Below are 21,129 nucleotides of genomic sequence, written 5' to 3'. Positions count from 1 at the left end.
GTAAGACAAACCATCGCCTGTGACATGCAACCCATAGCAATGGCTCCATCGGGGCTTCGCGCGTCCGGCATCCGGAATGTTTTAATGCGCCCCGACGTCAGCGCTCAAGTGCGCCCAGAAGCTTGGGACAATGGTGTAGTCAGAATAATAGGTGGTCAGAGGGTTCAACTGCAGCCCTGTCAACGGCGGAGTAAAATTCGGCCATTGTGGCGGAGCAAAAGTCGGCCAGTTTGGGGCGAGCGCCTTGGAGCGTGCGGCCCTCATATAGCAAGCCCGGTCCAAGGCGCATTGGCCGTCAGGCCAATTCTGTGAGGTTTATTTGTTAGCGGCGGCGAGGCGGGCGCGGCTTTGATTGAGGCGGTAGCTTTCGCCGTTCATCTCGAGGATGTTGACGTGGTGTGTCAGCCGGTCCAGCAGCGCGCCGGTCAGGCGTTCGGTGCCGAAGGTTTCGGTCCACTCCTCGAAGGGCAGGTTGCTTGTGATCAGGGTCGACCCTCGCTCGTAGCGCTGTGAGATCAGCTCGAACAGAAGCTCGGCGCCGGTTTTGCTCAAGGGGACGAATCCCAGCTCGTCGATGATCAGCAGTTTGACCTTGGCGAGTTTGCGCTGGAGTTGCAGGAGGCGTTTTTCGTCGCGGGCCTCCATCATCTCGTGCACGAGGGCTGCGGCGGTCACGAAGGCGACAGGCAATCCTTTCTGGCAGGCAGCCAGTCCCAGCCCGAGGGCGACATGGGTCTTGCCGGTGCCGGAGGGACCGAGCGCGATCACATTCTCCTTGCGTTCGATCCATTCGCAGCGCGCCAGCTCCAGCACCATCATCTTGTTGAGCGACGGAATCGCCTTGAAGTCGAAGCTGTCCAGGCTTTTGATGGTCGGGAACTTTGCGGCCTTGATCCGGCGTTCCACCATGCGCCGTTCCCGGTCGATCAGTTCCAGCTCGGTCAGCCGGGCCAGGTAACGCACGTGATCTACGCCTTCAGCGGCGCAGATACGGGCCTGCTTGTCATGTTCACGCAGGAACGTGGGCAGCCGAAGCGTTTTGAGATGGTGGGCCAGCAGCAGTTCGGGTGCATCCGTCATGCCCCACCTCCTGCCAGCAGGCTCATGTAGGATGCGGCGGAGGTGGTGGTGATGTTGGTTCTGGGCAGGAAGGGATAGACATCCAGATCCAGCCTCGGAGGCCTTTGCTCGACCCTGCACAAGATCAGGTGCTTGATTGCATCGAAGCTGACCGCTCCCATTCGCAAGGCATCTTTGACGGCAAGATGCAGCACGTCAATCTCGAAGCGCTCCAGAAGGCGCAGGACCTGCACATACTCGCGCTTGCCGGCCTTTCCCTGCCGGGCTTCCAGCAGTCGGCGCAGGGTTTTGAACGCTTCGGGCAACTCCCAGCCCTGCAGAGGCGCGGCCTGATCGAAGGACATGATCTTGCGTTCGATCAGCGCCAGGTAATGCAGTGGATCAAACACCATGTCGCCGGTGTCATAGGAGCGCGAATGCTCAGCGATCACCTCGGCGCCGCAGCCGATGACAACCCGGGTCACGAAGCCCTTGATCCAGACCGCACGGTGGCCGTAGGCAACCGGCACCGAATAATCATTGCCGCGATAACGCACCACCGATGTCGATGTGACCTGGCCACTTTGCAACTCACAGGCCTCAAAGGGAGTGCCGGGCAAATCCCGCATCGCCGCGAGATCGGCCTTCAGCCGTTCCCCGATGCTGACCTTGTGGCCACGCAGAACATCACCCTGGCGCTTGCGGCACTGCTCTTCCAGGTGAGCGTTGAACGCGTGCCAGTCCGGAAAGGACGGGATCGGCACCATGAAGTTGCGACGTCCGTAGCCGACCAGCCCCTCCACGGCCCCTTTGTCATTGCCCTTGCCGGGACGGCCATAGCGGTCCCGGATCACGTAATGCGACAACATCGCGCTGAACCGCTGGGTTCTTTGCCGGGAGCCATCCGGCAGAATCCGGGCTACCAGGCAGCGGTCATTGTCATAAAGAACCGACTGGGGAACCGCGCCGAAGAACGCAAAGGCATGGGCATGGCCGTCAAGCCACGCCTCGGTATTGGCCGCAGGATAGGCCCGGATGTAGCATGCATCGCTGTGCGGCAGATCGAGGGCAAAGAAGTGTGCCTTCTGCTCGACGCCGCCGATCACGACAAGCGCTTCACCAAAATCGGCCTGTGCATGACCGGGCGGATGGCTCAGCGGCACGAACATCTCCTTGCCGGTCCGCTTCCGGTCTCGAACGTAATCCTTGACGATGGTGTAGCTGCCATCAAAACCGCACTCGTCCCGCAACCGCTCGAAAATACGCTTGGCGGTGTGACGCTGCTTGCGAGGGCGGCTCCTGTCTTCAGCAAGCCATTGGTCCATCTGGCTGGTGAACGCATCCAGCTTCGGGCGCCTGATCGGCGCTGTCCGCCGATATCCCGGCGGTTCCGAATAGGCCAACATCTTCGCAACACTGTCCCGGCTGATCCCAAAATCCCGGGCAATCTGACGCCCGCTCAATCCATCCTGGAAATGAGCGTGACGCACCTTCAAATACAAGTCCACGGTGTATATCCCCAAGCCCTCCCGAAATCCGAAAGGGCAAAAGTGGACGACTTTTACGCCGCCCGCGACAACACTATGCCGTCGCTACCGTGGCCGAGTATTGCTCCGCCGTTCACACATCCACATAAATATCTAGCCAATGGTACCCTTCCCAACCGATGTGACATGGCCCACCTTGTGGTTTAGCACCATCCCCACACAGGTCTTCAACAATCGCATATTTTCGCAATCGTGGAATATAAAACCTCGTACCAGGTTGGAAATCTTCTGACACTTTACCTTCATCTATCCGCCAGCCCACCGCTAAGGTTACAGGATCGTCGTAAGTTCCTACCCCCGCAGCAACTTCATGTATGACGGGGCGGCCAATGATGGCTGAGGCCGGGGGCGTGTTGTCCCAATAGCTGTAACCTGTCAAAAAAACGGTCATTCGCCTTTCTTTAGGAAGCCAAATGGCTCCCAAGAGCATCAGAATCAGAAGTGCACGTATGAGGCTTTTGGACTGTTTTATAGCCATTGTTTTCCCTCGCGTGCTTTGTCCTTGTTCTTGCAACATGTTTTAATAATACATGAAGGACCTATAGGCTATTTCTCTTAGGTAGGATGCGCCGGCGAGTAGATAGCGCTGTTGCTTAACGGTACCTGAATCTTTGCTCTTCGACATAAAAGGCAGGCTATACTCAGTTGGCTGTAAACAGCTCCCATACCGATCCCTCCCGTTAGGTAAATACTGCTTTCTCACAATAGGGCACCTCTAAAAATTGCCCCAACCCCGGTGCTGCGTTATCTTTGATGGGACGAACCGGCACAGGGGAGACGGCAATGACGCAGATGGGTTTCTTTGATCTTTCCGACCGCTATGCGAGCCTTGACGCGAAGAAGGACCCATTGGTTGAGATCGATGCGGTCGTGCCGTGGGAGGAGTTTCGTTCTATTTTGGATGAGGTTTGGCGCAAGCCTGATGCGGAGCGCAAGTCGCGCGCAGGCCGCAAGCCGATGGACACTGTGCTGATGTTCAAGACGCTGGTGCTGAGCGCACTCTACAACCTGTCGGACGATCAGATCGAATATCAGGTCCGTGACCGGCTGTCCTTTATGAGGTTTCTGGGACTTAGCCTTGCGGACCGGGTGCCGGATGCAAAGACGGTGTGGCTGTATCGCGATGCGCTGGCGCAGGCGGGCAAGGTGGAAGAGCTGTTTCGTCAATTTGACGGGTATTTGGCGCGGCAGGGGTATATCGCTCGGGGTGGGCAAATTCTTGATGCCTCTATTGTGGCGGTGCCGCGCAATCACAACACGCGCGACGAGAACGCGTCAATCAAGAAGGGCGAGAACCCCGAGCATTGGGAAAACAAGCCCGCCAAGCGCAGCCAGAAGGACGTGGACGCGCGCTGGACGAAAAAGCACGGCAAGAGCCATTACGGCTACAAGAACCATGTGAACGTCGACCGAAAGCACAAGCTGGTCCGGCGCTATCACGTCAGCGATGCCGCGCTGCATGACAGTCAAGCGGTGGATCACCTGCTGATGCGAGGCAATACCGGCTCCGGTGTGTGGGCGGATGCGGCCTATCGGTCCGAGGAGACGGAGGCGAAATTGCGCGCGCGGAAGCTGAAAAGTCACATCCACCGTAAGGGGAAACGCGGCAAACCTCTCACAGATCAGGCCAAGGGCAGCAATCGGACCAAATCCACCGTTCGGGTCCGGGTGGAACATGTATTCGGCGCACAGACCAACGACATGGGTGGCACCCTTGTGCGTAGCATTGGTCTGGTGCGAGCCAAGGCTAGGATCGGGATGAAGAACCTCGCATATAACATGCGACGCCTCGTTCAACTGCGCCGCATCAACCCGTGTCCGGCGTGAATACCGGGCGATCCAAGAACCGATCACGCGTCAAAGCATGACAAACAAGGCTTGAAGGCCGCAATACAGCGGTTGCGAGGCTCTGCCAATTGCCAGACGAAAGCCACGATCCTGCTTCAGGCCGCCCGCGCCGCCAAACTACCAAAAATTGTTCAAAAATCGAGGTGCCCAATAATCACATTTGAGGGTAACGCCGCCAGCTTGTCCCGAATCCCCATAAGCTAACTTATGTTAATTAGAGATTGCAGTATGTTCGGTTATATTCTTTGCCGCAGGCAACAGCGATATTCTCTATGCTGTTGGGATCGCTCCACAAAAGCTGAGGCATTGCCAAGTTGTTGTGTCGTGGAGCCCCTGCTACAGGATCTCGGATGAAACTGCCGTCATCCATGCCGCGCCTGAAGGGCTTTCGCTTTCCCCGGGAGATCATTGCCTATGCCGTCTGGGCCTGGCACCGTTTTGCTTTGAGCACGGCGGACGTCGAGGACCTTTTGGCCGAGCGCGGCGTGATCGTGAGCCGCGAGAGCATCAGGCTTTGGGTCAACCGCTTTGGCGGGCATTTCTCGACCCGCATCCTACGAGACCGGCCAGCGCCTTCAGACAACTGGCATCTGGACGAGGTGGTTATCCCGATCCGTGGCAAGAAGCACTGGCTGTGGCGGGCCGTGGATGCCAATGGCGACACGCTCGACATCCTCGTGCAAACCCGCAGAAATGCCAGGGCGGCAAAGCGCTTTCTGGCAAGGCTCATCGCGCAGTTCGGCCAGCCCCGTGTGGTGATCACCGACAAACTGCGCAGCTATTTTGCGCCGATCCGGAAGCTCGCTCCCGACGCCGATCATCGGGTACACAAGGGCTTGAACAACCGGATCGAGGGCTCACATAGACCAACGCGACGGCGAGAGAAAATCATGGGGCGCTTCAAGTCCCAACGACAGGTGCAGAGATTCCTCGCGGCCCATGATCAGATAAACACCCTCTTCCGTCCCCGTCGCTATCGTCTCACCGCATCTTCATACCGCCACGCACGGGCTGACGCCTTCAGCCTGTGGAACGACTATGCGCTCCAGATGACCGCATAAGCGCTCACGCCACGCCCCCTTGCGCCCACGATCACCCAACTTGGCAATGCCCTTCAAGGAGGTTCGCAACAAGAAGGACATGGAACAGTTCGAGCAGCTCTTGGCTGACGACGCTAAGCGAGCAGACTTCTATTCTCGGCTGAAGGACTATGGCCGCTGCCTGCACATCTCACTTTCCTCAGAGAAGCTTTATGACGTTTTTGACGAGGCGGCGGTTTCCACCTTTACGAAGGATTGGAAAGCCTTCTCCGAGCTGAAGCGCTCAGTCCAGCTGCGCTATCAGGAAACCGTCGATGTGAAAGAGTTCGAGCCCAAGATTCAGAAACTGCTCGACGATCATGTCACGGCGAAGCTTGCGGAGGTGATCATTGACTTAGTGAATATCAACGATCCTGATGCGTTGAATGCTGTGATCGAAGAAGAGGGCAAAACTGCCGCCTCCAAGGCGGATCGCATTGCAAGCGCCACCAAGCGCACGATCACAGAAAAGATGGAGCAAGACCCCTCCTTCTACAGGCAGTTCTCCGAGATGCTCGCTGAGACGATCCGCGACTATCGCGAGAAACGGATTTCGGAGAAGGATTACCTCAAGACAGTCGTGGACTTGGCGGCTCGCGTCGCGCGTCGCGACCATGGCCGTGACATGCCTGAAAGCATCAAGGGAGACACGGACGCTCAGGCTGTCTTCGGCGTCCTTGAACCGATCCTGAAGGAGATCAACGGCGGTGTTGAGGATACTGTGACAGCCGATGTCGCGCAGTCGATCATCGGGATCGTCAAGGATCACCACATTGTCGATGTCTGGTCGAACGAGATGGCGCAGAACAATATGCGCAACGCTATCGATGACTATTTCTTCGATGTCGTGCGCGACGAGAAGGGCATCGACATTCCCCTTGACCTTCTCGACGACATCGAGCTGCGGATCATGGATATCGCGCGGGCTAGGTTCCCCGGATGAGTCCCGAGGTTCTTGAGGCTAGCTTCGGCAGCGAGACGATCCGTTTTTCTGTCGTGAGGCGGGTTCGCAAGACCCTGTCCATAAGCGTCTTGCCCAACCAGCAGGTCGAGGTTGTCGCGCCCGAGGACGCGAGCTCTGAACGTATCATCGAGAAGGTGCGCAAACGCGCGCCGTGGATATGCAAGCAGCTGCGCTACTACGACCAGTTCCAGCCCAAAACGCCAGAACGCCGGTATATCGGCGGCGAGACCCACTTGTACTTGGGGCGGCAGTATAAACTTAAGGTGATCCCCGGCATACAAAGCTCCGTCAAGATGCAGCGCGGTCAGCTGATGGTTTGGAGCACGAAGCCAGGTCGAGCCGCCCACACCCGTGAGCTTGTGCGAGACTGGATGTTGCAGCGTGCCCAGATTAAATTCGTGGAACGCTTGGACATCTGCCGAGGGCGCTTTCCAAACCCTGAGAAGGTCGTTCCGAACAGTCTCATCATTCGAGAGCTGAGCTTTCGGTGGGGGTCAATGACAGGACGGCGGAATCTGGTGCTCAACCGGGCGCTGATCGGTGCCTCCACGGAAGCTATCGACTATGTGATCACGCACGAGCTGTGCCATATCGAGCACCCCCATCATGGACCCGCCTTCTTTGACCTCTTGAGGCGCATCATGCCGGATTGGGAGGCTCGGAAACTCAAGCTCGAACGACAACTCGCGTAGCTGGTCCAGGACTGGCTAAACTCGATCAGTTTACTCTAGCCGCTCCGCGATCCACATCTTGATCAGCGCCTGACGGGTGATGCCAAGCTTCTGGGCTTGCCTGTCCAGACCGGCAACGACCCAGGTCGGGAAATCCACGTTCACCCGCTTGGCCTCGACATTGAGGCGGCGTGCCTTTGTCCAGTCGACATGGGCGGACATGTCTTCGCCCGCGTCGAAGCGTTCGTCGAATTCAGTCGCCTTCATAGTGGTCAATCTCCTGCTTGCGAGCGCGGCGCACGGAGATAATCCGCACCCGGTCGCTCCGGTATGTGTAGACAGCCGTCCAGTGTCTGGCCCCAATCATGCCAACCGCCAGAAAGCGTGGCTCATCCGTGACGTTGGCAGGAGCCTCGATCAGATAAGGATCATCCCAGAGGGCCTGGGCTTCATCAAAGTCGATCCCGTGCTTTTCACGGTTCGCGGCGCTTTTGTCGGGGTCATACTCGAACTTCATGAGAGGCAACATACCATTGAAAATGGTATAATTACTATACTTTTCATCTAATCGAGAAGCTTGTGCGAGTCCGTCACGCTATCACCTGAACATCGCCAGTTGCTGGGGCTCCACCCAGTAGCCTCGCTGACGCTTGGAGGCTTCCAGTGTGACCAGAGCCGCGACGGCCTGGTTCTCGCCCTCGAACCAATCCATCCGAACCTGACCGCCCTGCCCTATGCGGCCCCATTCGCGGTACAGCGTCCATTCGCCGAACAGGTTCGGCATGACCGCCATCCGGTAGAACCGGGCCATTTTTTGCGCAGGCTGGCGTTTCTCAAGATAGGTCTGCATGGCCATCACAGGTGATACTTGCGCGCGATTTCCAAGGCTTCGGCCTGTTCGGTACCGATGTATTCTTTGGTACTTTCGATACTGGCATGGCCGAGCAGCAGCTGGGCTGCGCGCAGGTTGCCGGTCTGCTGGTAGATATGGGTCGGGAAGGTCCGGCGCAGCGAATGCAGGCCGTAGAGGCTGGGATCGAGGCGGGCCTTTACCAGCCAGGAGCGGAACAACCGCCAGAGCTGACTTTCACTGAGATGGGACTGGGACCACCGTGCCCCCTGCCCCGTGAACAGCCAGCCGTGCAACGGCTTTTCTGAAGCTGCGAGATAGGTGCGCAGACTGTCGCGCGTGCCCGAGGACAGCCGCGCCTGGACCGGGCGTGCATTGCGGGCTTCGGTCTTCTTCTGCCGGATTTCCACGATCTCGCGCACCCCGGCAGGCGTGGCCACATCCGCCACCCGCAACCGCACCAGATCCGATCCTCGGAAACTGGTATCGAGGGCGGTGTTGAACAGTGCCAGATCACGCAAGGCTTTTTCTTGGTGCAGGATCATACGGATCAGCGAGACCTGGTCGGGCGTCAGCGGTGGTTTTTTACCCACGACGCGTCCTTTGTTCCAGGTGGTCTGGGCGGCAGCTTTCACAGGCAAATCCTTGCGAGGTTATACGAGGATAATACCTACAAACCTTGCATGACGGAAGTGGCATGTTGCCGGATGCTGCACTTTACCTATGTTTTGTTGGGTTTTTAGCTATGCACCTCATGCAAGCTTTTATCGTAAAGCTCGCATGAAGTTTAAAGCTCCTTTCTCTCTCGTAATTTCTCTATGAGATTGACTGCCGCTTTCGTACCACCCCTTTACTTGTACTTAATATTGTACATATAGAGGGGGGGCAAAGGAGAGTCGACATGGATGTTATGACCTACTCAGACGCACGAGCTCAACTGAAGGGCGTCATGGATCGAGCGATCCACGACAAGCAGGAAGTTGTCGTGACGCGCAAGAAGGGCGAGTCCGTTGTGGTCGTGTCCTTGGACACTTGGAACGCCGTCAATGAGACGTTGCACCTCTTGTCCACACCGAAAAACGCATCCCGCTTGCGCGCGTCGATCGCGCAACTCGATGCTGGGACTGGCGAAGAGCGTGAGCTGACCGAGTGAAGCTGGTTTTTTCCGATCAGGCCTGGGAAGATTATCAGTACTGGGTCAGCACCAACGACAAGGTACGCGACCGGATCAACGAGCTGATCAAGCAGTGCAAGCGGACCCCCTTCAAAGGAACCGGCAAGCCGGAGCCTTTGAAGGGCGATTTGTCCGGCTGGTGGTCACGGCGGATTTCTCAGGAAGATCGAATGGTCTACCGGGTCAGTGGAACTGGCGACGGCCAAAGCCTAGAGATTGCACAGCTGCGGTTTCATTACTGAGTAAAATCGCTATGCAGGCTTCTAAAATACAGCTTGCATCAATGTGTTGAAGTGGACCTTGGAGAGCCGGTCCCAAAAGGTCGACAGTTTCAACCTTCCGCACTTCTGCTTGATCAATCCAATCTGACACGAACATCCTAACCGGTTACCCATGGCCGCCGCCGGTTCCACATCGCAGCTTCACCGAAGCGGCCATTAGTTGGGATGGCCGAAGAGTGGTGCCGCCTGTTCAATGCGATATCGCTTCCTGAATTCGTGGAGTACCATTTCGAGCGTCGCCTCAAAAATGCTCTGGTCAAACATCATCGTCTTCTTTGCTTCGTGAAGATACCGCCAGTCGATAAATGCATCTTTGTGCTGTGTGAGAATGTCACGAATACCGTAGTCGAGGAAAAAGACGCTGAGGTGATGTGGGATCACTGATCGCTTGAACTCCTCATCAAGCCTCTGCTGGCTTTGGGGCAACAAGGCATCAAACAGCTTTGTTAGGTTATGCGACTTGAGTGCATTGTAAGCGGTGGCCCGGGGTCACGTTGTAGGGTGTGATCCGCGCTGCGAGAACGAACGCATCTTATGACGGGGAGTGCGTTTCGCAATGTGCGCTACAAATTCGTTTCTCAGATCGCTTGGCGTTGAGATTTATGCGTCCGGCCACCGCCGCTGGTCGGATAGTGCAAAGGCACAGGCGGTGGCGGAGACGCTTGAGGTCGGTGCAACGGTGAACGCTGTCGCTGAGCGATATGGCATCCTTCCGAACCAGCTATCGGCGTGGCGTCGTCTGGCCAAACAAGGAAAGCTGTTGCTGCCGGCGCCGGAGGCCGCTGAGCCGCTCTTCGCTCCACTGGTGGTTTCTGCTGGGCCGGAAGAGCCCACAGAAGCTCTGACTGTTCCGAATGAGGCGATCAGATTGATCTTTGGAGAGATCGCCATCGAGCTGCCGCTGCAGACATCTGCCTCCCGGATTGCAGAGATCGCCCATGCGCTTGAAGCTTCTTCATGCTGATGCCATCGCAAGGCGTTCGGATATTGGTTGCGACGCGGCCGGTGGACTTCCGTAAAGGACACGATGGATTGGCTTCGATGGTGCAGTCGGCATTGGCCCAAGACCCCTTTACCGGAACAGTCTTTGTATTCCGCGCCAAACGGGCCGACAGGATGAAGATTCTGTTCTGGGACGGCAGCGGGCTCGTGATGACCTACAAGCGACTTGAGGAGAACAACTTCATTTGGCCCGCCATTCGAGATGGCGTGATCACCTTGAACCGCCCCCAATTCGAGGCGCTTTTTGCAGGGCTGGACTGGCGCCGGGTGCGCTCTTTAGAACCCCGCAGACCGGCTGCGGCAGAGTGACTCGGGGGCGCAAAAGGCCTGCCCATTTGGGCGTAAATCAAGCTATACTCCGGGCATGTCCGACCTGCCGCCCATCGATATATCTGCCATCCCCGTGAGCCAGCGTGAAGCTGTCTTGGCGGTGCTGCGCGAGAACAAATCGCTGAAGCAAGAGACGACCGGGCTACAAACCAAAACATCTGAGCTGGAAGTTTTGGTTAAGCGTCTGGAGCACCTCATTGCCGAGCTCAAGAACGCCACACATGGCAAGCGCTCGGAGAAGTTAAGCGAGGATGAACGGCAGCTGGCTTTTGAAGACCTTGAAGTTGCCGTCGCTGAAGTTGAGACTCAGCAAGCTGAGCGGGCGCCCTCAGAGGCAGGGCCTCGCAAAGCTGCCCGGCGCAATCGTGGCAATCTTCCCGCAGGCCTCCCGCGGGTTGAGCGGGTGGTCGAGCCTCAGAGTTTGAACTGCCCCTGCGGGTGTGGCGAGATGCACCGTATAGGCGAAGACCGCACCGAGCGGCTGGATATCATTCCAGCGCAGCTGCGTGTCATCGTCACCGTTCGCCCCAAATATGCTTGCCGTTCCTGCGCTGAAGGTATCACGCAGGCCCCGGCTCCTGCGCATCTGATCGAAGGCGGGTTGCCGACTGAGGGCGCCATCGCACATGTGCTTGTCAGCAAATTCTCAGACCACTTGCCGTTGTATCGTCAAAGCCAAATCCTTGCCCGCTCCGGCATCGATATCCACCGCAGCACTTTGGCCGATTGGGTGGGCACAGCGGCTTTCCATCTGAGCCCTGTCGTGGACCGCTTGGCTGAGCATCTAAAAAGTCCGGCAAGCTATTTATGGATGAGACAACGGTCCCCGTTCTGGACCCGGGTCGAGGCCGCACGAAGACAGGATACCTTTGGGCACTGGCGCGCGATGACCGAGGATGGGGTGGAGATGATCCGCCAGGCGTTGTCTTCACCTATGCCCCGGGTCGTGCAGGGCAGAATGCAGAGCAGATATTGCAGGGCTTTGACGGCACTCTGCAACTGGACGGCTATGCTGGCTACAACCGACTGACGCGCCCGTCGCGCAAAGGCGGCGCGCCGATCAGCATCGCGTATTGTTGGGCACACGCGCGGCGCAAGTTGAAAGAGGTCTTTGATCGAGACGGCTCAGAGATCGCCGCAGAAGGGCTGCGTCGGATCGCAGAGTTCTACCGCATTGAAGGCGAGAACCGTGGGATGGGTCCCGGTCAGCGCCTCTCGGCACGTCAGACCCGCACGGCGCCATTGGTTGCAGAGTTCGGCGAGTGGCTTCAGAGCCAACGGCGCCGGATTTCCTCGAAGTCCCGTCTCGGCGAGAAGTTGACCTATATCCATCGGCAATGGAGCGGGCTGCAGACCTTCCTGCACGACGGCCGGGTCGAGATCGACTCCAATGCAGTCGAGAACCTGATCCGCCCAATTGCATTGACGCGAAAGAATGCGCTTTTTGCCGGTCACGACGAAGGTGGCCACGCCTGGGGCCGCACCGCATCTCTCATTGCCACGGCGAAGGTCAATGATGTCGAACCGTTCGCATATCTCAAAGCGACGCTTGAAGCGATTGCAGCAGGCCATCCGGCCAATCGCATCGACGACCTGCTTCCGTGGAATTTCCAGCCGTCAAGCTGATCTCAAGTGCCGCGTAGCCGCCGCTTACTGAAAGCTCGGATTGTTGCTGAGACATTGATTGAAGGCGAGACGGTCAAGGCGGTGGCGAAGCGATACGAACTGATCCCCAGCACCGTGTCGGATTGGCGGCGGTTGGCGCGCCAGGGCAAGCTGGTTCTGCCAAACCTGGATGGCATGGATTTTGTGCCGGTCGAGATTGAAGCGCCTGCGCCCGAGGCCCAGCCTCTGGCGGCGACATCCTCCGGCACGATTGATGTGATCAAAGGCGATGTCACCGTTCGTCGTGATGCGGCGGCGACTGCGACTGCGACACGGATCGCTGAGATCGCCCGGGCTTTGGTCACGTGATCACGCCGTCCCACAAGGTGCGGATTTTTGTCGCCAGTGATCCGGTGGACTTCCGCAAGGGCCACGATGGGTTGGCTGCTCTGGTTCAGAGCCAACTGCGTCAGAAGCCTTTTGATGGGTCGGTCTATGTGTTTCGGTCTAAGCGGGCGGATCGGCTGAAGTTGCTTTATTGGGACGGCAGCGGGCTTGTGATGGCGTACAAGCGGCTGGAGGATAACAGCTTTACATGGCCTGCGATCAAGAACGGGGTGATGCGGCTGGAACCGGCCCAGTTTGAGGCGCTGTTTGCGGGTTTGGACTGGCGGCGCGTGCGGCCTCTGGAGGTGGCAGCCCCAGCTGCGGCGGAGTGACTCACTGGCACGTTTGCACGGGTCATTCGGCCCTTGTTTTGCTATGGTATCGGTCATGACTGCACCTGACGAATTGCCTGATGACATTGCCGAATTGAAGGCGATCATCCGTGCGCAGCAGGATCAGAATGCGCGGCTGGAAGCCTTGGTCGCTTCCTTCAAAAAGGCGCTCTTCGGGGCCAAGTCCGAGAAGATCGATCCGGCCCAATATGAGCTGGAACTCGAAGATATCGAGACGGCCATCGCGCAGGTGGAAGCCGAGATCGACGCCGACGCGCGCACCGCGCCTGTGCGGCCCCCAAAGCCTCGCCAAACTAATCGCGGATCACTGCCCAAACATCTGGAACGGGTGGAGGTTGTCATTGAGCCAGAGTTGTCATGCGCGTGTGGAACTGAACGTCATGTCATTGGCGAAGATGTCAGCGAACGCTTGGACATCATTCCGGCGCAGTTCCGGGTGATTGTCACCCGGCGGCCCAAATACGCCTGCCGGTCCTGTGAGGGTGGGGTCACCCAAGTGCCCGCACCGGCCCACATTATCGCAGGTGGCATGCCGACCGAGGCCACGCTGGCGCATGTGCTCGTCTCCAAATACGCGGATCACCTGCCTCTTTACCGGCAAGCACAGATTTACAGCCGTCAGGGGATAGATCTGGATCGCTCGACCTTGGCGGCGTGGGTTGGCAAATCGGCGTTCGAATTGACCCCGGTTTATAATGCGCTCATGGACGACCTGAAACGCTCCACCAAGCTCTTTATGGATGAAACGCCCGCGCCGGTTCTGGCACCCGGGCGCAAACGCACAAAAACAGGATACTTTTGGGCGCTTGCCCGCAATGACAAGCCATGGAGTGGTGATGATCCTCCCGGTGTGGCCTTCACATATGCCCCGGGACGATCCGGCCAGCACGCAGATAATATTTTGAACGGCTTTAGCGGCACCCTGCAGGTGGACGGCTACGCAGGCTATAACCGCTTGCTGAAACGTCCGACGCAGGATGTGACGCTGGCCTATTGCTGGGCCCATGCCCGCCGCAAACTGCATGATGTTACCCAATCCGGAGCGGCACCAATCGCGCAGGAAGGTCTGAACCAAATCCAGGCACTCTACCGCATCGAAAAAGACCTGCGCGGCCTGTCTGCCGACCAACGCAGCGCTGCACGACAGAAACGCTCAAGACCCATCATCGATGCCTTCGAGCTTTGGCTCGCACAAAGCCGCGCCCGCGTCTCAAGCAAATCTCCGACTGGAGAAGCCCTGAAATACATCGCCAAATACTGGGACGGGCTGTGCCTGTTCCTCACCGATGGCCGCATCGAACTCGACAACAATCCAGTCGAGCGCACCATCCGTCCCATAGCCCTCAACCGCAAAAATGCGCTCTTCGCCGGACACGATGCCGGGGCGCAAAACTGGGCCGTCATCGCCTCCCTGATCGAGACCTGCAAACTCAATGGGATCGAGCCCCACGGCTATCTGTCAGGTGTCCTGACAGCTATCGCCCAAGGACACAAACAAACCGACATCAACGAACTGCTGCCTTGGAATTACGCCAAACCCGTGTGACCAGCGCACCGCTTACAGTGCATTCGGATCGTCATGATCGAAAACAAACCATGCCTTGAGTGCCAGTTCCATTGAAAGCGCCAGCAGCATTGGCTCCACGCCGACATGTTCGCGGTCGGCCCAGTTTTCAATCTCCTCAAACTGTTGGTCTGGAAAGCTCTTCGTCTTTTGCAAAATCGCCTTTGCGGCATCGCCGATTCGAATTGCGGTCGATAAACGAGCGCTCATATTTACTCCTCTTGCTTGCCTGTACCGAGATTGGAAACCAAGCGGTTCTCATGCAAGGGGGCAATCTGCAAAGTCCAACGAACGGCCCAGAGCTGCAATTTGGGCGAGACGCAGCGGATAACGGGCCGCAGAACAAAGCCGACAGCCGCCCCCCATGAAGAACAAAATCTCATTTCAGTCGTCGACGCCCGTTCAAGCAAACCCATAGTTGGAAGCGAGACAACCATTTGAGTTTCCAACTATTTTCCGCAAACCATAGGATAATCTCTTGAAAAGCCGAGTAAAGGAAAACGCATGTCTGAAGTGATGAAAGCCCTGAGAGGCAGCGCCGATGCGTTGGAAATGCTGCGATCCAGGTTTTTCGCGACACTCTTTATGTAACAGAGATATCGATTGAGACGCAGAACTTGTCGGTCTCCGTTCAATACACTGTTACGCCGATGGCAAGTACCGTCACGCTTGGGCGCTCCGTCAGAGCGGTGATAACGGACCGGACCCTTCCATGCTCCTCTGCCCTGTTTTTCTATTTTATCAACCCTGCCTTTTCTCATGCGGGAACAGCTGTTCGTCGACTGAGAGCCAGAGAAGAAAAACTCCCAACAAGATCATCGGCACGGACAGTGTCTGGCCCATCGTCAACCCCCAATTCCCAAAATGTAGCGCATGTCCGACGGGGTTCCCTACTGTCACGAATTGCATGTCTGGTTGGCGGAAGAATTCGACGAACGCCCTGGCCAGGCCATATCCCATAAGGAAGATGCCCGTGATTGCACCGGGCGATTTCAGCCAACCGCGCCGCCAGGCAAGGACAAGCAATACGGCGCCCAGAAAGAAACCTTCCAGCAGCGCTTCATAGAGTTGGGATGGGTGCCGTGCGCACAGGCCCGCGACGCCCGGGCAAGTTTGCGCGGCCTCTCCTGGAAAAATTACAGCCCAGGGAACGTCAGTCGGGCGGCCCCAGAGTTCGTTGTTTGTGAAGTTGGCCAGCCGCCCGAGCAACAAGCCCGGCGGCGTCGCAAGCGCCAAAAGGTCTGCAGTGCCGAGAAGCGGCGCGCCTTGGCGGATAGAAAACACCAGACCAGCCACCGCGACACCGGTAAAGCCGCCGTGGAATGACATGCCGCCCTGCCAGACCATGAGAATCTCGAGCGGGTTTTGCAGATAATATTGTGGTTGATAAAACAGGACGAAGCCCAGACGACCGCCGATAATCACACCGAGGATGATCCACGTGAGCAGATCCCCGATCTGGTCCGGGGTGAGTGGAGGTTCGTCTTTGGGCCAAAGCGCAGGTTTTTTGACGGCCCTGACGCAAATCTGCCAGCCAATGAGAATACCCGCGATATAGGCGAGGGCATACCAGCGCAGCGCAAAGTGAAAGGTACCGATATCGATCGCGAAGAGTTCGCTGCCGATATCTGGAAAGGGAATGGCGGCGGTTAGCATGGCTTGTCTTCCTACATGTGCAAGTGAGATTGAGAACGGTCTTTGTCTTTCGGGCGATGACGCAGAAACAGCGACTCAAAGGCAAAGACAGCCGCCATCAGACCAAGCGACACAAGCACGATAAGCGGGTCACTTTGCCATTTCAGTGCGCCAAAGACCGATAGCACGACGACATCCAGCGCGATCGCAGTGCGCATCACCCATCCGCTCGCCTTGATGTCCTGTTTCAGGTGGCGGAACACACCCCAGTGGATGATGATGTCCATCACCAGATAGAAGAACGCGCCGAGCGACGCGATCCGGCTGAGATCGAAAAACACGGTCAAAAAGCTGGCGATCACCACGGTATAGATCAGCGTATGATCGCGGATCATCCCCGGCAGGCCGAAATGGCTGTGCGGGATCAGCTTCATGTCGGTCAGCATCGCGAGCATGCGAGAAACCGCAAAGATGCTTGCGATCAGGCCCGAGGAGGTGGCGACGATGGCCAGAAGAACAGTCAGATAGAAACCGGTCTGGCCAAGGGTCGGACCTGCGGCTTCTGCCAGGGCATAATCCTTGGCGGCAATGATCTGCTCCAGTGTCAGACTGGACCCCACGGCAAATGCCACCAGCAGATAGACAATGACGCAGAGACCGATGGATACGATGATCGCCCGTCCGACATTGCGATGCGGGTCGGTGACTTCGGCACCGCTGTTGGTGATCGTGGTAAAGCCCTTGAACGCGAGGATCGACAGCGCCACGGACGCGACAAAGCCGGTTATTTGCGTCGATTGCTGATCCGAAGCGGCCTCGAAAGAAATGCCGCCCGCCCAGAGCGCCGCCGCCCCGAACAGCGCGATGCCGCCCACCTTGATGATGGCCATGACGATCGAGAACAGCCCGACGGATCGGTTGCCCGCAGCATTGACGAGATAGGCAAAGAGGATGAGGCCCACGCCGAGGGCTGGCACCAACCAGCCGGATTGGTCGAGGCCCAGACCGCGTAGGAGATACGTGGCAAAGGTCCGCGCAACGAGGCTTTCGTTGATCACCATCGACAACGCCATAAGCAGCGCGGCCGCAGCCGCGATAGTCGTCGGCCCGTAGGCTTTTTGCAGAATCATCGCGATACCGCCAGCTGACGGATAAGCATTCGACACCTTGATGTAGGTATAGGCGCTGAATGCGGTCACGATAGCCCCGACCACGAATGACAGCGGAAAGAGCGGCCCTGCAAGCTGCGCAATCTGCCCTGTCAGGGCAAAAATCCCGGCACCGATCATCACGCCGGTGCCCATTGCGATCGCTCCGGATAATGAAATGCTGTTCGCCTTGTATTGCGAAGCCATTTAGAGTGTCCTTTCTCTGGATTGCGGCGTGTCGTTCGATTGAACCATTTGTCCTGATCCGCTCGCCTTCCAGCACATGTCGCAAACCGGGTCCCCCGCCGACAGCGTATGAGATCTCTGATAATGTCCTCGCTTACCATCGGCGGCGATAAGGTCTGCGCCGGGCCAGTCGTAGCGGCACCAACTTTGCCGGAATGCCTCCAGCAATTCAGGATCCTCGCGACGTGCGGCGACAACGTGCGCGAAGGTCTGCGGCGGACAATGCGTGAAATGTGTGTGCAGGTCGTCGCCGTCCCGGAAGACACACGTTTCGTAGCCCGGTGCGCCGACCGGGCGGAACGGAAAGATCAACAATCCCCAAATTGTCCAACGAAGTCTGCGTCCCGGATTGCGGCTGACAATCCGTGATGGCAGGGATGACAGACCGAGCATGCGACGATAGAGATCCCATCCTACATCGGCCGTGACCGAATGCGCAGATGCTGTCTCGATTCCGTGCGACCGTAGCGCTGCGTCAGCGGCGACCGTATAGATCGCCAATTCAACCATCAGCCGACTCCCGGCATTCGGAAGATGCGGCAAATCAGCAATCACTCTCATCTCCGCGCTTTCGCGCTCCAGCGAGTCAAGGAAGCAGTCAGTGTCGTCGGGTAAGCAGCGCAGCGCATCGCCGCTGGTCAGCCGTAGTGTCCGGTTGGCCAGATGCCGATGGCACGTCCGTCTGACATCCTTCCAGATAAGCCAGCGGAATATCCTCCAACCAAGGCGCGTGCGTTCATCCGGTACAGATTGTTCAGTCATGAGATACCCGCTTTCTGCGCCGGTCCCTCACCGCAACGATGACAAGAGGTGTTAGCGTCAGCACACCCAGCCCGATGGCAGCCCAAGCGGCGCGCCCCGGCTCTCCGCTGACGGCTTCATTTCCAAAATGGGCGAGAACGAAACTCGCGGGAATGATGCCGGCGAGGGTCGCCACTGCAAAGCGCCAGAAGTGTAGACAGCTGAGGCCTGCGGCGTAGCTGACGATGTCGAAAGAGATAAACGGCATCAATCGGCTGGCGAAAACCGTGAAGGTCAGCGCGTTCTGCGACCCGAGCCAGCCTTTGTCCACCTTGTCGCCCAACCATCGGGTCAGCACGTCGCGACCCAGAAAACGTGCGAGTGCGAAGGCGGCCAAAGCGCCGACTTCAGCGCCGATGACAATGTAGACGGTGCCCAGTGTATGCCCGTATGCGGCACCGGCGGCCAGAGCGATCGGCGCACTTGGAATGGGCGTTGCGACAATCGCGACGGTCATCAAGGCAATGATCAGGATTGGCCCCCACGTACCGGCGGCATCTACCCAGTCGGAAATGCGCTCGCCATCGAGGTTCTCGACAAGATCGGACCGGGAACCGACGAACAGCGCCAGAGCAGCAAGGACCAGGACGGCTGCGAGGGCCGCTTTCGTCATCATGTCGACCGAGATACCGCGCCTCACTGAGCGCACCTCACGAAAGATAGCGAACAAAGCGAAATGCAGCGGCGAGCAGATCGAAAACGACGCAGAACAGGAACTGTCATTTCCGCATTGACGTGCCGAATGCCCTGCTTTGCGCCAGAAAACCCCAGACGGCATGAGCCGCAAACCCCAGTGGTAAGGTAAGCGGTATCCAAAGCGATCCGGCAAGCGCAGGAGCCGATACAGGCACCACCGATCAATGCGAGCGTCAGTGCGGCAATTGCTACTAAGGCTGCTTCAATCGACAACAATTGAACCGGCAAAAAGGTCATGGACAACCCCACACCGATGGCGATGTCACTTCCCATCTGGACAAGCGCGGGGATCAGACCTCCATCAGTTGACATGCTGCGACATCTCCCTCATCCAGCCTATTTGGTGTTCAATTGCCTCAAACCCTGGGGAATTCACTCGCTGGAGGGTCAAGGTGCTGTCGAGAGATACTTCTGTCAGGCGGCGTCGACAGCCACGCGCATCATGTCCCGCACCTCGCCAGCGACCTCGTGCAGCTGGTCGTTGTCGATGGCCTGCATGGACGCCACGGGGTCGATGGCGCTGACCTCGGTGCCGCTATCCACTTCGCGCAGGATGACATTGCAAGGCAGCATCGCACCCACCCGCGGCTCAATCCCGATGGCCTTGTGCGCCATTTCCGGGTTGCAGGCCCCAAGGATGCGGTAGGGCTCCATCTCGACGTCGATCTTCTTTTTCATCGTCGCCTTGACGTCAATCTCGGTCAGAATGCCGAAGCCATTTTCGGCCAACGTATCGCGGATGCGCAGCTCCGCCTCATCGATGCCAACGTCGTCCAGAATGCGGTCATAGGTATAGGACATTTCTTGCGTCTGCAGTTCGACAATTCCGAAGGGCTCCTGCGGCCCAACATGTTCGGCACGGTCAGCCTGATCCCGATCGACACGCGCATGGCGCTGACCGTTCCGACCGAAGCGATCATCCGCACCGGCTCCGCCGAACGCGTCATCCTGAAAACCGGCGACGGTACTTACAAGCCGCGTCTCATCACGACGGGGCTGCACGACGAATTCGGCGAAGGCGGGCGCACCGAAGTGGTTCAGGGCCTCGCTCCGGGCGAAGAGGTCGTCGCGTCGGCGCAATTCCTGCTCGACAGCGAAAGCGCGCTGAGCGCCGGATTGATGCGCATGGCGCCAACGGACGACGCGCCGGCCGACGGGACGGGCGCGTTGATCGCACTGGACCGAGAGGCGCGGATCGCGACGATCCGGCACGGCGCCCTCGACGCGCTGGACTGGCCTGCAATGAGCTCGCGCTTTGCGGTGCGCGCGGATGTCGCGCTGGATGGTTTGAAGATCGGCCAGCAAGTCGTCTTTCGCGTCGCGCGCGGCGCGGACGGGCTGCTGGGGCTCATCTCGCTGGGGAGCGATGACGGTGTTGCGGCAACAGGCAACGGAAGGGTTGTCGCAATCACCGCCGATGGAAAGCTGACGCTTGCCCATGATCCCATTCCAGAACTTGGCTGGCCTGCGATGCAGATGGATATGCCCGTCGCGGGGTTCGACCCCGCTTCGGTTCCGCTGGACGCCCCAGTCGAATTTGATCTGTCCAAGGGCCAGGACGGCGTGTTCACGGTGGTGGCCGTTCGGGGCAAAGGCACGGACAGCGGCGACGACATCGCACAGGACATGACGATGACGGATTCTGTGGCCAAGACCACCCCGGAGGCAGGCAAGACACCGCCCATAACCGTACCCGGCAGCATCGACGCCGTCGATCCAGCCACGCGAACGGCAACCATCACGCATGGCCCGATCACCGAAACCGGGATGCCCGGCATGACGATGGATTTCGCGATTGACTCATCGGTGGACGCTTCAGCCCTGCCCGAGGGCCGTGAGGTCACCCTGAAGTTTCGGCAAAATCCTGACTTCTCAATGACCCTTGTGGG

26 protein-coding genes and 2 pseudogenes are annotated in these 21,129 nt (G+C 58.2%); 13 read left to right on the top strand and 15 right to left on the bottom strand.

What is annotated here, in order from left to right; translation table 11 throughout:
* Positions 1 to 315: 315 nt before the first annotated feature.
* The 3 genes from istB to T8A63_RS20195 all read right to left on the bottom strand — a co-directional run bounded on the left by istB (position 316) and on the right by T8A63_RS20195 (position 2,997).
* Positions 316 to 1,080 (bottom strand): IS21-like element helper ATPase IstB, encoded by a 765-nt coding sequence (gene istB, locus T8A63_RS20205; RefSeq protein WP_058317429.1) that lies wholly within the window; start codon positions 1,078 to 1,080, stop codon positions 316 to 318.
* Positions 1,077 to 2,576: an IS21 family transposase gene (istA, locus tag T8A63_RS20200; protein ID WP_416153249.1), complete on the bottom strand. Its 1,500-nt coding sequence runs from the start codon at positions 2,574 to 2,576 to the stop codon at positions 1,077 to 1,079. The genes istB and istA overlap by 4 nt, the downstream gene beginning before the upstream one ends.
* 103 nt (positions 2,577 to 2,679) lie before the next feature.
* Positions 2,680 to 2,997, bottom strand: a complete 318-nt coding sequence (locus tag T8A63_RS20195; protein ID WP_322346547.1) for a hypothetical protein — start codon at positions 2,995 to 2,997, stop codon at positions 2,680 to 2,682.
* A gap of 392 nt (positions 2,998 to 3,389) precedes the next feature.
* Here T8A63_RS20195 and T8A63_RS20190 point away from each other — a divergent pair, with 392 nt between their 5' ends.
* From T8A63_RS20190 to T8A63_RS20175, 4 genes are all read left to right on the top strand, one after another.
* Positions 3,390 to 4,433 carry an IS5 family transposase gene (locus tag T8A63_RS20190; RefSeq protein ID WP_174857890.1) on the top strand — a complete coding sequence of 348 codons (1,044 nt, stop codon included), beginning with the start codon at positions 3,390 to 3,392 and terminating at the stop codon, positions 4,431 to 4,433.
* 371 nt (positions 4,434 to 4,804) lie between these two features.
* Entirely contained in the window at positions 4,805 to 5,515 is a 711-nt protein-coding gene (locus T8A63_RS20185; protein WP_322346545.1) for an IS6 family transposase, read from the top strand.
* A gap of 79 nt (positions 5,516 to 5,594) precedes the next feature.
* Positions 5,595 to 6,476, top strand: coding sequence for a type I restriction enzyme endonuclease domain-containing protein (locus tag T8A63_RS20180; RefSeq protein WP_322346543.1), 882 nt, complete (start codon positions 5,595 to 5,597; stop codon positions 6,474 to 6,476).
* Positions 6,473 to 7,189 (top strand): SprT family zinc-dependent metalloprotease, encoded by a 717-nt coding sequence (locus T8A63_RS20175; RefSeq protein ID WP_322346541.1) that lies wholly within the window; start codon positions 6,473 to 6,475, stop codon positions 7,187 to 7,189. The genes T8A63_RS20180 and T8A63_RS20175 overlap by 4 nt, the downstream gene beginning before the upstream one ends.
* A 30-nt stretch (positions 7,190 to 7,219) precedes the next feature.
* Here T8A63_RS20175 and brnA read toward each other — a convergent pair whose 3' ends face one another.
* The 4 genes from brnA to T8A63_RS20155 all read right to left on the bottom strand — a co-directional run bounded on the left by brnA (position 7,220) and on the right by T8A63_RS20155 (position 8,653).
* On the bottom strand, positions 7,220 to 7,435 hold the full coding sequence (gene brnA / locus T8A63_RS20170) for a type II toxin-antitoxin system BrnA family antitoxin (protein WP_066009074.1): 216 nt from the start codon (positions 7,433 to 7,435) through the stop codon (positions 7,220 to 7,222).
* Positions 7,422 to 7,685 carry a BrnT family toxin gene (locus T8A63_RS20165; RefSeq protein WP_037931641.1) on the bottom strand — a complete coding sequence of 88 codons (264 nt, stop codon included), beginning with the start codon at positions 7,683 to 7,685 and terminating at the stop codon, positions 7,422 to 7,424. The genes brnA and T8A63_RS20165 overlap by 14 nt, the downstream gene beginning before the upstream one ends.
* A gap of 81 nt (positions 7,686 to 7,766) precedes the next feature.
* The gene (locus T8A63_RS20160; RefSeq protein WP_322346535.1) at positions 7,767 to 8,024 is read right to left on the bottom strand and encodes a WGR domain-containing protein; all 258 of its coding nucleotides are present in this window, start codon (positions 8,022 to 8,024) and stop codon (positions 7,767 to 7,769) included.
* Complete coding sequence (locus T8A63_RS20155) at positions 8,024 to 8,653, bottom strand: tyrosine-type recombinase/integrase (RefSeq protein WP_082849331.1); 630 nt, start codon at positions 8,651 to 8,653, stop codon at positions 8,024 to 8,026. Before T8A63_RS20155 ends, T8A63_RS20160 begins: the two co-directional genes overlap by 1 nt.
* A gap of 266 nt (positions 8,654 to 8,919) precedes the next feature.
* Between T8A63_RS20155 and T8A63_RS20150 the strand changes: the two genes are divergently transcribed.
* Together T8A63_RS20150 and T8A63_RS20145 are read left to right on the top strand one after the other, a co-directional pair.
* Complete coding sequence (locus T8A63_RS20150; protein WP_036743750.1) at positions 8,920 to 9,171, top strand: type II toxin-antitoxin system Phd/YefM family antitoxin; 252 nt, start codon at positions 8,920 to 8,922, stop codon at positions 9,169 to 9,171.
* The gene (locus T8A63_RS20145) at positions 9,168 to 9,434 is read left to right on the top strand and encodes a Txe/YoeB family addiction module toxin (protein WP_067626705.1); all 267 of its coding nucleotides are present in this window, start codon (positions 9,168 to 9,170) and stop codon (positions 9,432 to 9,434) included. The genes T8A63_RS20150 and T8A63_RS20145 overlap by 4 nt, the downstream gene beginning before the upstream one ends.
* 195 nt (positions 9,435 to 9,629) lie before the next feature.
* On the opposite strand, the gene T8A63_RS20140 is transcribed toward T8A63_RS20145, so the two are convergent.
* The gene (locus T8A63_RS20140; RefSeq protein ID WP_322346525.1) at positions 9,630 to 9,854 is read right to left on the bottom strand and encodes a hypothetical protein; all 225 of its coding nucleotides are present in this window, start codon (positions 9,852 to 9,854) and stop codon (positions 9,630 to 9,632) included.
* 175 nt (positions 9,855 to 10,029) lie between these two features.
* Here T8A63_RS20140 and T8A63_RS20135 point away from each other — a divergent pair, with 175 nt between their 5' ends.
* The 6 genes and pseudogenes from T8A63_RS20135 to tnpC (T8A63_RS20110) all read left to right on the top strand — a co-directional run bounded on the left by T8A63_RS20135 (position 10,030) and on the right by tnpC (T8A63_RS20110) (position 14,696).
* Positions 10,030 to 10,437 (top strand): transposase, encoded by a 408-nt coding sequence (locus T8A63_RS20135; protein ID WP_322345086.1) that lies wholly within the window; start codon positions 10,030 to 10,032, stop codon positions 10,435 to 10,437.
* On the top strand, positions 10,431 to 10,784 hold the full coding sequence (tnpB, locus tag T8A63_RS20130; protein ID WP_322345085.1) for an IS66 family insertion sequence element accessory protein TnpB: 354 nt from the start codon (positions 10,431 to 10,433) through the stop codon (positions 10,782 to 10,784). The genes T8A63_RS20135 and tnpB (T8A63_RS20130) overlap by 7 nt, the downstream gene beginning before the upstream one ends.
* 55 nt (positions 10,785 to 10,839) lie before the next feature.
* A pseudogene (gene tnpC / locus T8A63_RS20125) lies at positions 10,840 to 12,431 on the top strand (IS66 family transposase).
* Positions 12,432 to 12,512: 81 nt separating this feature from the next.
* A complete protein-coding gene (locus T8A63_RS20120) occupies positions 12,513 to 12,779 on the top strand; it encodes an IS66 family insertion sequence element accessory protein TnpB (RefSeq protein WP_322346523.1) in 267 nt (88 codons plus the stop codon).
* Positions 12,776 to 13,129, top strand: coding sequence for an IS66 family insertion sequence element accessory protein TnpB (gene tnpB, locus T8A63_RS20115; protein ID WP_067625283.1), 354 nt, complete (start codon positions 12,776 to 12,778; stop codon positions 13,127 to 13,129). The genes T8A63_RS20120 and tnpB (T8A63_RS20115) overlap by 4 nt, the downstream gene beginning before the upstream one ends.
* Before the next feature lie 55 nt (positions 13,130 to 13,184).
* Entirely contained in the window at positions 13,185 to 14,696 is a 1,512-nt protein-coding gene (gene tnpC / locus T8A63_RS20110) for an IS66 family transposase (protein WP_069301426.1), read from the top strand.
* 12 nt (positions 14,697 to 14,708) lie between these two features.
* Here tnpC (T8A63_RS20110) and T8A63_RS20105 read toward each other — a convergent pair whose 3' ends face one another.
* From T8A63_RS20105 to T8A63_RS20075, 7 genes are all read right to left on the bottom strand, one after another.
* Positions 14,709 to 14,924 (bottom strand): hypothetical protein, encoded by a 216-nt coding sequence (locus T8A63_RS20105; protein ID WP_322346521.1) that lies wholly within the window; start codon positions 14,922 to 14,924, stop codon positions 14,709 to 14,711.
* 531 nt (positions 14,925 to 15,455) lie between these two features.
* Positions 15,456 to 16,370 (bottom strand): prolipoprotein diacylglyceryl transferase, encoded by a 915-nt coding sequence (gene lgt, locus T8A63_RS20100; protein WP_322346520.1) that lies wholly within the window; start codon positions 16,368 to 16,370, stop codon positions 15,456 to 15,458.
* A gap of 11 nt (positions 16,371 to 16,381) precedes the next feature.
* Positions 16,382 to 17,704 carry an APC family permease gene (locus T8A63_RS20095; protein WP_322346518.1) on the bottom strand — a complete coding sequence of 441 codons (1,323 nt, stop codon included), beginning with the start codon at positions 17,702 to 17,704 and terminating at the stop codon, positions 16,382 to 16,384.
* A complete protein-coding gene (locus T8A63_RS20090) occupies positions 17,705 to 18,505 on the bottom strand; it encodes a hypothetical protein (RefSeq protein ID WP_322346517.1) in 801 nt (266 codons plus the stop codon).
* Complete coding sequence (locus T8A63_RS20085; RefSeq protein WP_322346606.1) at positions 18,498 to 19,160, bottom strand: TVP38/TMEM64 family protein; 663 nt, start codon at positions 19,158 to 19,160, stop codon at positions 18,498 to 18,500. Before T8A63_RS20085 ends, T8A63_RS20090 begins: the two co-directional genes overlap by 8 nt.
* Positions 19,161 to 19,180: 20 nt before the next feature.
* Positions 19,181 to 19,552: a hypothetical protein gene (locus tag T8A63_RS20080; RefSeq protein ID WP_322346515.1), complete on the bottom strand. Its 372-nt coding sequence runs from the start codon at positions 19,550 to 19,552 to the stop codon at positions 19,181 to 19,183.
* Between the two features lie 102 nt (positions 19,553 to 19,654).
* Positions 19,655 to 20,041: a DUF302 domain-containing protein gene (locus T8A63_RS20075; protein ID WP_322346513.1), complete on the bottom strand. Its 387-nt coding sequence runs from the start codon at positions 20,039 to 20,041 to the stop codon at positions 19,655 to 19,657.
* A 3-nt stretch (positions 20,042 to 20,044) separates the two neighbouring features.
* On the opposite strand from T8A63_RS20075, the pseudogene T8A63_RS20070 reads away from it, so the two are divergent.
* Positions 20,045 to 21,124: pseudogene (locus tag T8A63_RS20070) on the top strand (copper-binding protein); the annotation flags it as partial.
* Positions 21,125 to 21,129: the final 5 nt, after the last annotated feature.

The sequence above is a fragment of the Sulfitobacter sp. OXR-159 genome (assembly GCF_034377145.1).
Classification (GTDB): Bacteria; Pseudomonadota; Alphaproteobacteria; order Rhodobacterales; family Rhodobacteraceae; genus Sulfitobacter.
The sequence above is the reverse complement of the archived record's forward strand: the minus strand, read 5'-3'. Positions and strand labels throughout refer to the sequence as shown.